Source organism: Undibacterium sp. GrIS 1.8 (assembly GCF_040544445.1).
In the GTDB taxonomy this organism is placed as follows: Bacteria; Pseudomonadota; Gammaproteobacteria; order Burkholderiales; family Burkholderiaceae_D; genus Undibacterium.
The window spans coordinates 170194-185113 of the sequence record NZ_JBEONQ010000002.1 but is presented as its reverse complement, the minus strand read 5'-3'; the positions used below and the strand labels follow the sequence as shown (position 1 = coordinate 185113).

Genomic DNA, 14920 nt, shown 5'->3' with positions numbered 1-14920 from the left:
CAGGAGACAAATATGAGCATATTGATACGCGGCGGTACTGTCGTTAATGCAGACCGTGAATTTCGTGCTGACGTTCTGTGCCAGGATGGCAAAATCATTGCGGTAGGTGAGCATTTATCCGCTCCTGCGGATACTGAAATTATTGACGCCAGCGGTCAATATGTCATGCCCGGTGGGATTGATCCGCATACACATATGAACCTGCCTTTTATGGGCACAGTGACCGCAGACGATTTTTTTACCGGCACTGCCGCAGGTCTGGCCGGCGGAACCACTACCATTATTGATTTCGTTATTCCGGACCCTAAACAGCCTTTAATGGATGCCTATAAAACCTGGCGTGGCTGGGCAGAGAAGTCAGTCGGTGATTATAGTTTTCACGTTGCGGTAACCTGGTGGGACGATACCGTACATGCTGATATGGGCACACTGGTGCGGGACTATGGCGTGAATAGCTTCAAACATTTTATGGCCTATAAAAATGCCATCATGGCCGATGATGAAATTTTGGTAAAAAGCTTCTCACGTGCGCTGGAACTAGGCGCCATGCCGACCGTACATGCAGAAAATGGCGAGCTGGTTTTCTTACTCCAACAAGAGTTATTAAAAAAAGGCATTACCGGTCCAGAGGCGCATCCCTTATCACGTCCGCCGATGGTAGAAGGTGAGGCTGCCAACCGGGCAATTGCAATTGCCAATGTACTCAATACACCGGTTTATATCGTACATGTCTCCTGTATAGAATCGTTGGAAGCAATTACCCGCGCGAGAAGTAAAGGCCAAAGGGTATTTGGTGAAGTGCTCGCCGGGCATCTGACGATAGACGACAGTGTATATCGCCATCCTGATTTTGATTTTGCGGCAGGTCATGTCATGAGTCCGCCGTTCCGTTCAAAAGAGCATCAGGCTGCGTTATGGCAAGGTCTGCAAGGAGGCAATCTGCACACAACGGCAACCGATCATTGCACCTTTTGCGATACGCAAAAAGCCGCAGGAAAAAGCGACTTTACCAAAATACCGAACGGTTGCGGTGGCGTTGAAGATCGTATGGCGGTGATCTGGGACGCAGGTGTTAACAGCGGCAAATTAACGCCATCAGAATTCGTCAAAGTGACCTCCACTAACGCCGCACAAATTTTTAATATCTATCCACGTAAAGGGGCAGTTGCAGTTGGTGCAGATGCCGATGTCGTGGTGTGGGACCCGCAAGGCACACGCACAATTTCCGCCAAGACGCAATTTGCCAAAGGTGGATTTAATGTCTTTGAGGGACGCACCGTACGTGGTATTCCTAGCCATACCATCAGTGCCGGCAAGCTAGTATTTAAACAGGGTGAATTACGCGCGGTCCAGGGTGCAGGACGACATGTCGACCGACCAGCATTTTCCCCGATTTATGATGCATTAGGCCGTATGGCAAGCCAGGCTGCGCCCAAAGCAGTGCAGCGCTAAGAATAATTAATCGCATCTGATAGTAGGTACAGCAACAGATTAAAAAGGACAAAATAATGAGTACGGATATAACTAGCGTAAGAATCAACGGTGACCGTCTATGGAAATCCTTAATGGAACTGGCGCAAATCGGCGCAACCCCTAAAGGCGGCGTCAAACGTCTGGCATTGACCGATCTTGATAAGCAAGGCCGCGATTTAGTCACAGGCTGGGCGAAGCAAGCTGGTATGTCGGTCACCATCGACAAAATCGGCAATGTCTTTATGCGCCGGGATGGCACTAATAATAGCTTGCCACCGATTGTCTCCGGCAGTCATATCGATACCCAGCCAACGGGCGGCAAGTTTGATGGCAACTACGGTGTTTTAGCAGCCTTAGAAGTTGTCCGAACGCTCAACGATCACAATATCAAGACCGAGGCGCCGATTGAGGTTGCATTCTGGACAAATGAAGAAGGTTCTCGGTTTGTTCCGGTGATGATGGGGTCAGGTGTTTTTTGCGGCGCATTTACCTTGGAGCATGCGTTTGCGGCAAAAGATGTAGATGGAAAAACGGTGAAGGATGAGCTGGAGCGCATCGGTTATCTGGGTACGCAAACTCCCGGTGATCATCCGATTGGCGCCTATTTCGAAACCCACATCGAACAAGGCCCTGTATTAGAAGATGCCGACAAGGTCATTGGCGTGGTACCTGCGGTCATGGGTTTATCTTGGTACGACTGCGTTGTCACAGGTATGGAAGCGCACGCGGGCCCAACCCCGATGCATCTGCGTAAGGATGCTCTGCAAATCGCAACAAAAATTATGCAAGAGGTAGTCAATATTGGTAACCGCTATCCTCCATATGGACGCGGCACTGTCGGTATGGTGCAAGTATTTCCGAACAGCCGTAACGTGATTCCAGGCGAAGTCAAATTCAGTATTGATTTACGCAATGTGAACGATGAATTACTCAACACCATGCATCAGGAAATACTGGCGTTTGTCGATAAAACGGCGAGTGACAGTGGTTTGAAAATCAGTATCGAACGCGTCTCTTATTACCCGCCTTGTCCTTTCCATCCGGATTGCGTTGATGCAGTGCGCAGCGCAACCGCCAAGCTGGGTTATTCCACCATGGACGTGGTATCCGGTGCGGGACATGATGCAATTTACACGGCGCGACTGGCACCGTCTGGGATGATTTTTGTACCCTGTAAGGATGGGATTAGTCATAACGAAATTGAAGACGCTAAATCGGAGCATTTGGAGGCGGGTTGTAATGTGTTGTTGCTGGCGATGTTAGAGCGGGCAAAAATCGTAGCCTGATATGTCGACTTAAAAGTTCGGTAGGGCCAGTACATAGCTAGTACGAGTTTTTACTCTCTTTTCCGCATGCGGGAGAGGCTTAGGATGAGGGTATGTTCGTCGTTCTTATTACTGGCGGTTATTGTTTTAGATTGCAGGCCGGTGGTAGACCGGCGGCTACTCACTTTCTTTGCTTCGCCAAAGAAAGAAGATAAAAGAAGGCGACCGCGAAGTCACTACCCCTTCGGGGTTCCCGTTTTTATCCGTCAAAAATGGGAAAAGTTCGAAACTCGTTTCGCTTAGACAACGAAGCTTTCTTATCCATTTTTAACGGATAAAAACGGCAGTGCCACAACGGAATTCCAACTTCAAAAGCTAGTTCAAAACCAACTTCAAAACCAACTTCAAAACCAACTTCAAAACCAACTTCAAAACCAACTTCAAAACCAACTTCAAAACCAACTTCAAAACCAACTTCAAAAACTACGCCTCAGCCAATTTGTCTTGCTTCTCAAATTCCCGATTTGAATCCATAGTTTCCTCACAATGGTCAACCGCATCGGGCATAATAATCTCCATCTAACTCTCCACTCCAAACCGCAAGGACGCCCATGGATTTGATTATTCGTAACGCCAATTTACCCGATGGTCGTACCAATATCGATATAGCGATTGAGTCCGGTCGCATCGTCGCGATAGATCACAAGTTGCCAGCACTAGCGGTGCAAGAAATAGATGCCGCTGGCAATCTGGTATCGCCACCGTTTGTCGATGCGCACTTCCATATGGACGCGACGCTCAGCTATGGTCTGCCGCGTGTCAATCAGTCAGGTACTTTGCTAGAGGGGATTGCATTATGGGGCGAGCTGAAGCCGATGCTGACGCAAGATGCGTTAGTGCAAAGAGCGATGCAGTATTGTGATTGGGCGGTCGGGCGTGGCTTGCTGGCGATACGGTCGCATGTCGATATTTGCGATGATCGTCTGCTGGCAGTTGAGGCTTTACTGGAGGTCAAAAAACGTGTCGCAGCTTATATCGATTTGCAATTGGTCGCTTTTCCGCAAGATGGCATATTGCGCAGCGCGACGGCGCTGACTAATTTAAAGCGGGCAATGGCGATGGGCGTTGATGTGGTAGGTGGTATTCCGCATTTTGAACGCACCATGGCAGATGGTGCCGAGTCCGTCAAAATCCTGTGCGAATACGCTGCTGACAACGGATATCGTGTGGACATGCATTGTGATGAATCGGACGATCCTTTGTCGCGCCATATCGAAACATTGGCCTATCACAGTCATCGGCTGGGTATGCAAGGCAGAGTGACTGGCTCCCACTTAACCTCGATGCATTCGATGGATAACTACTATGTCAGCAAGTTGCTGCCCTTGATACGCGAAGCCGGCGTCGCAGCGATTGCCAATCCGCTCATTAATATTACCCTGCAAGGTCGTCACGATACCTATCCAAAAAGACGTGGCATGACGCGGGTGCCAGAAATGTTGGCTGCCGGGATTGATGTCGCATTTGGTCAGGATTGCGCGATGGACCCGTGGTATAGCCTGGGTTCTGGCGACATGTTAGAAGTCGCACACATGGGTTTGCATGTGGCGCAGATGACCGGGCAAGAAGCAATGCGCGCGTGCTACCGCGCCGTCACAGAGACGCCAGCGACCATCTTGGGTTTAGAAGGCTACGGCATCCAAGTCGGATGTCATGCTGATCTGGTGATACTTGACGCCGCCAATACAATAGAAGCAATACGCCTGCGTGCCGCCAGATTAACCGTCATACGACGCGGCAAAGTCATCAGCCAGATGCCTGCTGCCAGAGCGAGTTTGCAACTTGACGGACGACCATCACAGATTAATTTCAGGTTGTCTTAAGACATTTGTTAATTTTTTCTAAATATATACTCCCTGTATGTATATATTAAGTGTCCAATCATTTATTGGTATAAATGACTATTTTAAATATGGAATGGTGGGAGTATATGATTTCTACAGGATGTAATGCCTGGCTCCTCATATTCAACAGGTATCAGACACTTACTTACCTCTCTATCCGGTAACTCTATTGATATTGCACCTCAGGCTAAGTCTATTTTGGGCTTAGCAACTAGACGATAAAAGGGTTTTTCTTTTTTTACCAAACAACACCTAAAAAAAGAAAAGTGCCATTTCAATTGAACTCTGAAATAATGCTCCTTAAGCAACTTAATTCACGTACCGCACAGCTCAACATAAAACGCATGGCTGGTGCTTATCGTAAACATTGGAGTATATAAAGAATTATCATCGGTATTGATTTAGGAACTACCAATAGTTTGGTCGCCGTGTGGAAGGATGGTAGAGCGCAACTCGTCCCCAATGGCTTGGGCGAGACACTGACGCCGTCCTGCGTGAGTGTCGATAAGGACGGTTCTATTCTGGTAGGTAAAGCTGCGCGGGAGCGCTTACAAACCCACCCAGAGAATACAGCCTCAGTATTTAAGCGGTTTATGGGTAGCGATAAAAAAGTCAGTTTGGCAAAAAAAGAATTTCGTGCCGAAGAGCTATCTGCGTTTGTATTGAAATCCTTAAAGGCGGACGCTGAGGCATTTTTGGGTGAACCCGTGACTGAGGCGGTGATTACAGTTCCTGCCTATTTTTCTGATGCGCAACGCAAGGCAACGCGCACGGCGGGCTTGTTAGCCGGGTTGAAAGTAGATCGTCTGCTCAACGAGCCGACTGCCGCTGCACTAGCCTATGGTATGCATCAGATCGGTAGTGAATGCCGCTTTTTGGTTTTTGATTTGGGCGGTGGTACTTTTGATGTATCGATTCTTGAACTGTTCGAGGGCGTGATGGAGGTCAGAGCCTCGGCCGGAGACAATTTTCTCGGTGGCGAAGACATTACGAATGCAATCGTTGATCTATTTTTTCAGCGGAAAGAATTGAGTGCCAATTTACGTAACAACGCCATGTTCATGCAAAGGCTTGGCGCGTCTGCTGAGTCTGCCAAACGGGCACTATCGCTAGGGCAGACAGCACAGGTCCAAATCCAGCTGGATGGAAAAGATCTGGCGATGGATATTGAAGAAGCATCTTTAGAAAAGATATGCGCGCCCTTGCTCAAGCGCCTGCGCGAACCTGTAGAGCGTGCTTTGCGTGACACTAATCTGCGAAGTAATCAACTCGACAGCATCGTACTGGCGGGCGGCGCAACGCGCATGCCTCTGGTTAAACGCTTAGTTACCTTAATGTTTGGGCGTTTTCCTGCAAACGATATTAATCCGGATGAAGTTGTCGCCATGGGAGCCGCGGTACAAGCCGGCCTGAAGATGAAGGATTCTGCTCTGGAAGAAGTGGTGATGACAGATGTGTCACCCTACTCATTAGGTGTGGAAGTTTCTATTAATTTAGCCGATGGAAAAACGGCTAGTGGTCATTTTTCTCCGATTATCGAACGCAATAGTACGGTACCCATCAGTAGAGTGAGTCAATACTTTCCTGTCGTCGATAAGCAGACGCGATTGGCTTTAGAAATTTATCAGGGAGAATCCCGGCTGGTCAAAGATAACATCCATCTCGGTTCGCTCGAATTGCCGCTCGAACCGCTGGCGCGTGCAGATAACGGGGTCGATGTTCGCTTCACTTATGACGTGAATGGTTTGCTGGAAGTGCAAGCGACGATTGTCAAGACGCAAAAAACTCACCGTTTGGTGATTCAAGGAAATCCCGGCTTGTTAAGCGATGATGAGATTCAGCAGCGCTTTATCGAGCTGGAAAAAATCAAAATGCATCCGCGCGATACGATGGAGATACGTACGTTATTAGCAAGGGCAGATCGCATTTATCAACAATTGAGAGGTGATGTCAGAGCATGGTTAGGTGCGCAGATTAGCGAATTTGAGCAAGTGATTGAGAACCAAAATCCACGCCAGATTATTCCAGCGCAAAAGAGTTTTTCTGACATGCTCACATCGATAGAAAGTGATAGTCATTTGCATTCTAATTTTGATCCCCAACCAAATTAAACTATGCAGTCTTTGCCCCCATTTTTTTCTCAATATGAACTGGCCGATGATGCTGATGAGCGAGCAATCAAGCGCACCTATGCCAGACAGCTTAAAACCATTGATCAGGAAGTTGATCCGACCGCATTTCAGACGCTGCGTGAAGCCTATGAATATGCCTTGTCATGGATCAGACATCGTGACTGGCAACTGACGCAAGAGCAGGCGCACATCAGTGACGAACCCGTAGTACAAGAGGTTCTGAATAATGAAATGACCTCACATTCGATACAGGCTGCAGCGCACGAACTCTCCACTCCTATAGAAGTGTTACCTCTGGCAAAGGATGACAGCACGACAGACTTACCAACGGAGTCAATATCGACGGCATTGCATGCGGGCACCTCAGACGTTTTACTTAACGACACTCCTACCGATGTCGCTAAGCAGATTTTTGATCAGTTAATGGAGCAGATTCACAATAGCCAGGATGGCAAAGGCGATGCATTAGAGATGTTGTCCAAAACATTGGAGGATGAGCGTTTGATCAATGTTGAAACACATCATATTTTTGAATGGGGAATGGCATCTTATTTGGCACAGGGCTGGCAAAAGGGGAATGGTAATTTATTTGGCGCAGCGTCGAAGTGCTTTGGTTGGGATAAGGATAAGCAGCGCGTTTTTAGTTTAGGCGAGCATGCCTACCTACTCGATAATGCGTTGACCGAGCTGGCGATGTTTAATGAAAAGGAAATGAAACTCCGTGATAAACAGTTAGAGATCATTTTAAAAGTCAGGAATGGAGTTCAGCCAAGCGATGCATATTTACGCGCCAATCTACCAATGTTGATACATATGATTGAAGTGTATCCTTATTGGCTTCCTTTAGTCACTGACATGGGCGCCGCTCAACAATGGTTGGCAAGAGGAAACAAACTAGGGATTAAAAAAAAGGAAGACCGAGTGCAAAGCGATGCGAAGTCGAATAAGTGGGAGATTGGTGGAAGGACTGCTTTTTTCATTATTATTGCTCTCGTTCAATTGATACGAGCATGTGGCACTGGTTTTGGCCATTAGCATTTGGTTTGCTTATAGTGAGCGATGTTCATTCACTTTGATCCCCCAGCGTAATAGTCCTTGCGCTCCTGAATAGATTGTTTTGTATTAAGTCGGCGAAAGGTATTTGATCGAGGCTGAACTTCTTTCGCTGATCATGTTCAAACTGATTGCAGCGATCTTCCCATCGGCTTACATTGTCAGCCACTCATCCTATTTGAAAGAGACCTAGCTATGCGTAAATCAATTCCCGTTTCTTTGCTGGTGTTTGCTATTGCGACCGGCGCCAACGCACAGACAGAAGAACAGCGCAGCACGCTTAACGATCAGCAAGAAGTTGCCGTCACGATTTATAACAATAATCTGGCCTTAATCAAAGATCAGCGCAAAATTCAACTCAAGAGTGGTGTTTCTTCGCTCGCCTTCCGTGATGTCAGCGCCAATATGCGGCCAGAAACCGCTTTGCTGCGCAGCATTACATCGCCAGGCAGCTTGTCGGTGCAAGAGCAGAATTTTGATTTTGATTTGCTAACGCCGCAAAAATTATTAGAAAAATACGTCGGACGTAATGTCAATGTGATCCGCACCAATACCGCGACCGGTGCAGAGACGACAGAATCTGCTCAGGTACTTTCTGCCAAAAATGGTGTCGTGCTAAAAATTGGCGACCGAATAGAAACCGGCGTACCAGGCCGTATTGTGTACAACGATGTGCCGTCCAATCTGCGTGACCGACCAACTTTGGTTATGGCATTGGATAACAAAGGTGCGCAGCAACAAGCGGTTGAGTTAAGTTATCTGACAAGTGGGCTGGCATGGAAAGCAGACTATGTAGTTGAACTCAATCCGGCAGAAGACAAGCTGGACATTTCTGGCTGGGTCACACTGACCAATACCAGTGGCGCAGCGTATCGCAATGCTAAATTGCAACTGGTTGCTGGCGATGTGCATCAGGTTCCTGATCAATCTCAGAGAGTACAGATAACAGGTAGTGCTGTCGCTGCCGCACCGATGATGAAGAGGGCGATGACAGAGGAATCTCTGTTTGAATATCACTTATATACCCTAGACCGTTTGACGACGATTGCCGAAAATCAAACCAAGCAAGTCGCTCTGTTATCCGGCAGTGCCGTGCCAGCGCACAAAGAGTTATTGCTCCGCGGTAGCGATTATTACTACCAAAGTAGTTACGGTGATATCGGTCAAAAAATCAAAGTCGCTGCCTTTATTGAATTCGATAATAAAGAGAGCTCACACCTCGGCATGCCAATCCCCAAAGGCACTATCCGCGTCTATAAAAAAGATAGTGCGGGCAATGCCCAGTTTATCGGCGAAGACAATATTGATCACACACCGAAAAATGAAAAAGTCCGCATCAAATTGGGTGATGCTTTCGACGTCACTGCGGATAAAAAGCAAACGGACTTCAAGAAAATTTCTGGCACGGGAAAATACAATTCCAACTTCGAGAGCGAGTTTGAAATCGTGTTGAAAAATGCTAAAAAAGAAGCAGTCGTCGTCACAGTGCAAGAGCCAGTGCCAGGCGATTGGAAGATCATCAGCGAGAGCCAAATGCACTCTAAAGATGCCAGTAATACCGCGGTCTGGAAAATCAACGTACCGGCAGAAGGCAGCACCAAGCTGGTGTATCGCACGCAAGTCCGCTATTGATCGCAATAGCAAACGTGGTTCAGTGTTTGTAGTAAAAGAAGATATCTGGCGCAATCCGTGAGTGGTACGGATTGCGCTTGGTAGTTGATATCGCCCAAGGATTTATACGCTAGTTAAATAATATACCCTATGGAAGTATATTTTCCTCGTCCAAGTATATATTGGTCAGTAATGAATATTGAGTGAAAAAATAGGGGAGTATATTGATTCTTACGGTCGCATGCATCAATCCCTTAAGCACAATAATGGTGTTTGATGCGATATAAGGTCTGCTATCGCTTGTCTAAATAACCCTAGACAACACCAATCACCAGACCACCCGTATGCGCCCAGTGTGCAATCGGACCGAGTACGCCAATCCAGCACAAAGCAACCCAACCCAATATCATCACGACGCTAATGATTGCGATGGAATATCAACATCGCAATATGCAACTGAGTAGTATCTCAACATGGACGAAAAAAGGTGTCTATATTAATGACTCCTTTGGAATTTATACAGGCTGATATAGATACGATTCACTCATCTAGGATCGCTTTTAGACCGTCCGTACAGTGACATCTGTACGGATTGTTGTGAACAGGATTTAGAACTTAACAGCCCCAAGAATGTAAGATCGCAGTAGCACTATTTTTGCCGGGCTTGGCCGTTGACGACAGCAGAATAATCTTGCCTATACTATTAGACCCGTCGATTTCAATGATGAAATCAGGGAATCCGTCGCCATCCATATCGGTAATCCCAATGATGCGTGACGCCCAGCCATAATAGCCAAGCGCATATTCAAACTGCTTGCCGTCGTATTCAATAAAGTACGTCGCGCCTTCGCCATAGGGCGCACCGTTTTTTCCCTTAAGTCCATTTTGAACCCGCATGCCAAAAGCGACATCGTTGAGTTTTAAACGATATTGATACTCAAGTTCGGGGTTGAGACTATGTCCGCCGTTTTTAAATACATATAAAGGATGTTTGCCTTCTTTGATCGGCGCATCAGGTACACGCAGGTGCAAGATATCATCAGCTTCTTGCTCTACCAGAGCAAGCGATGACCTAGCCTCTGGTGCATTTTTTTCCGGTATTTGACTAACAATTTTTTTTAACCATTCTGGATTTTTATCATTGGGCGATTGCGCTTCAACAAGTAAGTCGTTCTCTTTAATGACCAGGCTATACCACCGGTCTTTAGGCCATTTGGCAGGAACGAGATGCTCAAATTGTTTTGGTACACCGTAACTGCCCATCGCCTGACCCCACTCGCCAGATTTGAGCAGTACACCTGGTTCTTTGTCCGCAGCTTGGCTGATGGGCATTAGCAACATTGCTGCTAGCAATACGATAGAAGACGGAATAGTTTTCATCAAGAGAGCATGTGTTAAATCGACGGTTATAAATCAATTCAAGCGCCAGATTGCAGTATATGACGCGTCATGTAAGTATTTTATTAGTACTATCGCTTGTCTAAATAACCCCAGACAACACCAATCACCAGACCACCCGTATGCGCCCAGTTTGCAATCGGACCGAGTACGCCAATCCAGCACAAAGCAAACCAGCCCAACATCATCACGATCGTTTGTTGCGTCAAGACGATCCCAAAGCGCGGGTTGGTGCGACCTTGCATCCAGATATAGCCGAACAAGCCGTACAGTACGCCAGACATGCCGCCAAAGAAAGGCGATTGTGTCAGCAAGAATTGCACGAGATTCGATCCTATTCCAAGTACCAGGACAAACAGAATATAAAATCCCGTACTCCGTCGTGATTCGATCAACCTGCCTAGATCCCACATCGCCATCATATTAAAAATCAGATGCATGATGCCGAAGTGGATGAATATCGGCGTGATCAAACGCCAGACTTCACCATGTACAATATTGTCCAAACCATGACTGCCAGGATCGGCGATCCACAGCGGCTCTAACACCGCATCAGATGCCCCCAGCCTTGACAGCAAGGCGACCAGCAGACTGATGGCGATCAGTGTGTTGGATACGTTGAGATATTTTTTTAATGCGTACATAAATGTTTTTTTTATTCTGCGTCGTCAAATTCGTCTGCCAGATTTTTCCAGCCATGACGCGCAGCGAATGTGCAGAATTCTTCCGGCGCTTCCAGCACAATCATTTTTCTCTCTTGCAGACCCAGGTCGCCATGACCAAAATCAGGACCGACATAACCTAGCTCGCGCAACTTTGCCATGATCTGGCTGAGTAGCGCTTTATCGTTATACAAGCCGTTTTCTATCGGTGCAGCAAAGTCGATGTAGACATCGATGATGCCGTAGCCTTCATCAAAAATACGGATTGCTTTGATGTCGTGGCTAGTGCCGCTGGAGTCGGTTGCTTTGAATGCGCCGCTTAAATGGATGTCGGTATCGGTTGTCATTTTGTGTTTGAAATTGAATTGATTGATGAGAAAAAGTTCTATTGAATTAGATTCTTTTCCGATTTTTTCAGTTAGGGTTGTTCGCAGTTCCTGTATTTCCGCTAGCGTATTCGCATGTATGGAATCTTTGAACAAACCAAGCAAAGTTTGTGTGCCTACATTCCACGGGTCGCATAACTCATGTGGCTCTAAAATCGAATCATGCGTGCGAATACGCTGACGCTATTCGTACCTACAAAACGCATAAATCAATGCGCCTCTTCCCAATTATTTCCCACCCCAACTTCAGCTAGCAGAGGCACACTCAAAGCAGCCACATTCGCCATCAATTCCGGCAATTTTCGTTTGACCAATTCCAGCTCTGCATCCGGTACTTCGAGCACCAGTTCATCATGGACTTGCATGATCATTTTGGATTGGAGCTGGTCGGTTTCTAGCCAGTTTTGTACGGCGATCATGGCGAGTTTGATCAGGTCGGCGGCGGTGCCTTGCATTGGGGCGTTGATCGCTGCGCGTTCTGCGCCTTGGCGGCGGGGGCCGTTGGGGCTATTGATTTCTGCTAACCATAGGCGGCGGCCGAAGACGGTTTCTACATAGCCTTGAGCTTTGGCCTGGGTGCGTGTGTCGGCCATGTATTGGGCGACGCCTGGGTAGCGTTGGAAGTATTTGTCTATGTAGCTTTGGGCGGCGCTACGTTCTATACCTAAATTGCCTGCCAAGCCAAACGCGCTCATGCCATAGATCAGACCGAAGTTGATGACCTTGGCATAGCGACGCTGTTCGCTGGTGACTTCTGGCAGGGTGACGCCGAAGATTTCTGATGCGGTTGCGCGGTGTACATCTTCGCCAGCGGCAAAGGCATTCAGCAAGCTGGCGTCGCCGGAGATGTGCGCCATGATGCGGAGTTCGATTTGCGAATAATCGGCAGATACGATGTGGCTACCGGTCGGTGCGACGAAGGCTTCGCGGATGCGGCGGCCTTCGGCGGTACGGACTGGGATATTTTGCAAGTTGGGATCGTTGGATGCCAGACGGCCTGTGACTGCGACTGCTTGTGCGTAGTTGGTGTGGACGCGACCGGTGCTTGCGTTGACCATCTTTGGCAGCTTGTCGGTATAGGTCGATTTAAGTTTGGCGAGGCCGCGATATTCGAGCAACACTTTGGGTAGCGGATAATTTTCTGCCAGTTTTTGTAAGACTTCTTCGTCGGTCGACGGCGCACCGGAAGGCGTTTTTTTGACGACGGGTAGACCCAGTTTGACGAAGAAAATTTCACCTAATTGTTTGGGTGAATTTAGGTTGAAGGGTTGCTCTGCCAGCTCGTAGGCTTTTTGTTCCAGCTCAAGTAAGCGGATACCAATTTCATGTGATTGTGTGGCTAATAAATCTTTGTTGATGAGTACACCGTTGCGCTCGATTTTTTGCAACACGATCGAGGTCGGCAATTCGATCTCGTGATAAATGCGGGTGAGTTTGGCATCGGGTTCTATCTGTGGCCACATTGCCAGATGGAGTTGCAGCGTGATATCGGCATCTTCTGCCGCGTATTGTGTAGCGCGTTCCAGATCAACTTGATCGAAACAAATTTGCGATGCACCTTTGCCGCAGACTTCTTCAAAGCTGATGGTTTTTCTGCCTAGATGGCGCAAGGCCAGGCTGTCCATGTCATGCGATTTGTGCGATTCAAATACATACGATTCCAGCAGCGTGTCGTGTTGTATCCCTAGCAAATGAATGCCGTGATTAGCGAAGATATGGCTGTCGTATTTGAGGTTTTGGCCGACCTTGGGTTTGCTGGCATCTTCCAACCATGGCTTGAGTTTTGCCAGCACCACCTCGCGGCTGAGTTGCGCCGGCGCGCCGGGGTAGTTGTGTGCTAGCGGGATATAAGCGGCTAATCCCGGCTCGCAACATAAAGAGATGCCGACCATTTGCGCCGTCATCGGCTCTAGAGACGTAGTTTCGGTATCGACAGAGGTGAGGGCGGCTTGATTGATTTTTGCCAGCCATTGATCCAGCGCGGCTTCGGTCAGAATCATGTCGTACTGAGTTACTGCTGGCGCTGCCGGAATGTCAGCAGGGCTGGTGATTGAGGCTGTAGATGAGGCTGCAGAAGTCGCGTTGCTAGCCTCATGGCCAAACAAGCCCGCTTGTGCGTTGTTTGTATTGGATGCTGTTTTAAGTGGCGTTGTACCAGCAGTTGGATCGCCCGATAATTCACGCAGCCAGCTTTTAAAACCATAACGTGTGAAGAAGGCGAGCATGGCTTCTTTGCTCTCTTCTTTGGCAACTAGTGATTCGTCGATGGAAATATGCTGTGCCGACAAGTCGCAATCTGTTTTGACGGTGATCAAAACCCGGCCTTGCGGCAACCAGTCTAATGCCTGACGTAGGTTGTCGCCAACGACGCCTTTAATCTTATCGGCATTGGCGATAACGCCATCCAGGCTGTCGTATTCTGCCAGCCATTTGACGGCAGTTTTGGGACCGCATTTGGCGACACCTGGCACGTTATCGACGGTATCGCCAATCAAGGTAAGGTAGTCGATGATGCGGTTTGGCGGTACGCCAAACTTGGCGATGACACCAGCTTCATCGAGCTTCTCATTACTCATGGTGTTGATCAGTGTGACATTGGCGTTGACCAGTTGTGCCAGATCTTTATCGCCGGTCGAGACGATGGTGTTCATGCCGCGTGATGTTGCTTCTACCGCGAGGGTACCAATCACGTCGTCTGCTTCGACGCCTTCGACCATCAGTATCGGCCAGCCCATGGCGGTGACGGCTTCATGAATGGGAACAATTTGCAGGCGCAGGTCGTCGGGCATCGGTGCGCGTTGTGCTTTGTATTCTGGATAGAGGTCGTCGCGAAAGGTTTTACCTTTAGCATCAAACACGCAGGCGATGTAGGCGGCCGGATAATCGTAGCGTAATCGGCGTAACATATTGATCATGCCGTAGATCGCGCCTGTTGGTTCGCCTTGCGCATTGCGCAGATCGGGCATGGCATGGAAAGCGCGGTATAGGTAGCTGGACCCATCGACTAATAACAAGGTTTTTTGCATAAGGATAATG

At 48.1% G+C, this 14920-nt stretch carries 10 protein-coding genes; 6 read left to right on the top strand and 4 right to left on the bottom strand.

The window, feature by feature from the left end; all coding sequences use genetic code 11:
• Positions 1 to 12 precede the first annotated feature (12 nt).
• The 6 genes from hydA (at position 13) to AAKU64_RS01780 (ending at position 9459) form a co-directional block, all read left to right on the top strand.
• Positions 13 to 1452, top strand: a complete 1440-nt coding sequence (gene hydA / locus AAKU64_RS01805; protein WP_354361215.1) for a dihydropyrimidinase — start codon at positions 13 to 15, stop codon at positions 1450 to 1452.
• Positions 1453 to 1508: 56 nt separating this feature from the next.
• Complete coding sequence (locus AAKU64_RS01800) at positions 1509 to 2759, top strand: Zn-dependent hydrolase (protein ID WP_354361213.1); 1251 nt, start codon at positions 1509 to 1511, stop codon at positions 2757 to 2759.
• Between the two features lie 590 nt (positions 2760 to 3349).
• Positions 3350 to 4621, top strand: coding sequence for an amidohydrolase family protein (locus AAKU64_RS01795; protein ID WP_354361211.1), 1272 nt, complete (start codon positions 3350 to 3352; stop codon positions 4619 to 4621).
• Between the two features lie 404 nt (positions 4622 to 5025).
• On the top strand, positions 5026 to 6753 hold the full coding sequence (locus AAKU64_RS01790) for an Hsp70 family protein (protein WP_354361235.1): 1728 nt from the start codon (positions 5026 to 5028) through the stop codon (positions 6751 to 6753).
• A 3-nt stretch (positions 6754 to 6756) separates the two neighbouring features.
• Positions 6757 to 7809 carry a hypothetical protein gene (locus AAKU64_RS01785; protein ID WP_354361209.1) on the top strand — a complete coding sequence of 351 codons (1053 nt, stop codon included), beginning with the start codon at positions 6757 to 6759 and terminating at the stop codon, positions 7807 to 7809.
• A gap of 213 nt (positions 7810 to 8022) precedes the next feature.
• On the top strand, positions 8023 to 9459 hold the full coding sequence (locus tag AAKU64_RS01780) for a DUF4139 domain-containing protein (RefSeq protein WP_354361207.1): 1437 nt from the start codon (positions 8023 to 8025) through the stop codon (positions 9457 to 9459).
• A gap of 594 nt (positions 9460 to 10053) precedes the next feature.
• Here AAKU64_RS01780 and AAKU64_RS01775 read toward each other — a convergent pair.
• The 4 genes from AAKU64_RS01775 to polA all read right to left on the bottom strand — a co-directional run bounded on the left by AAKU64_RS01775 (position 10054) and on the right by polA (position 14910).
• Complete coding sequence (locus AAKU64_RS01775; RefSeq protein ID WP_354361205.1) at positions 10054 to 10821, bottom strand: hypothetical protein; 768 nt, start codon at positions 10819 to 10821, stop codon at positions 10054 to 10056.
• Between the two features lie 86 nt (positions 10822 to 10907).
• Positions 10908 to 11480, bottom strand: a complete 573-nt coding sequence (locus AAKU64_RS01770) for a rhomboid family intramembrane serine protease (protein WP_354361203.1) — start codon at positions 11478 to 11480, stop codon at positions 10908 to 10910.
• Positions 11481 to 11491: 11 nt separating this feature from the next.
• The gene (locus AAKU64_RS01765; protein ID WP_354361201.1) at positions 11492 to 11845 is read right to left on the bottom strand and encodes a hypothetical protein; all 354 of its coding nucleotides are present in this window, start codon (positions 11843 to 11845) and stop codon (positions 11492 to 11494) included.
• 248 nt (positions 11846 to 12093) lie between these two features.
• On the bottom strand, positions 12094 to 14910 hold the full coding sequence (polA, locus tag AAKU64_RS01760) for a DNA polymerase I (RefSeq protein ID WP_354361199.1): 2817 nt from the start codon (positions 14908 to 14910) through the stop codon (positions 12094 to 12096).
• Positions 14911 to 14920: the final 10 nt, after the last annotated feature.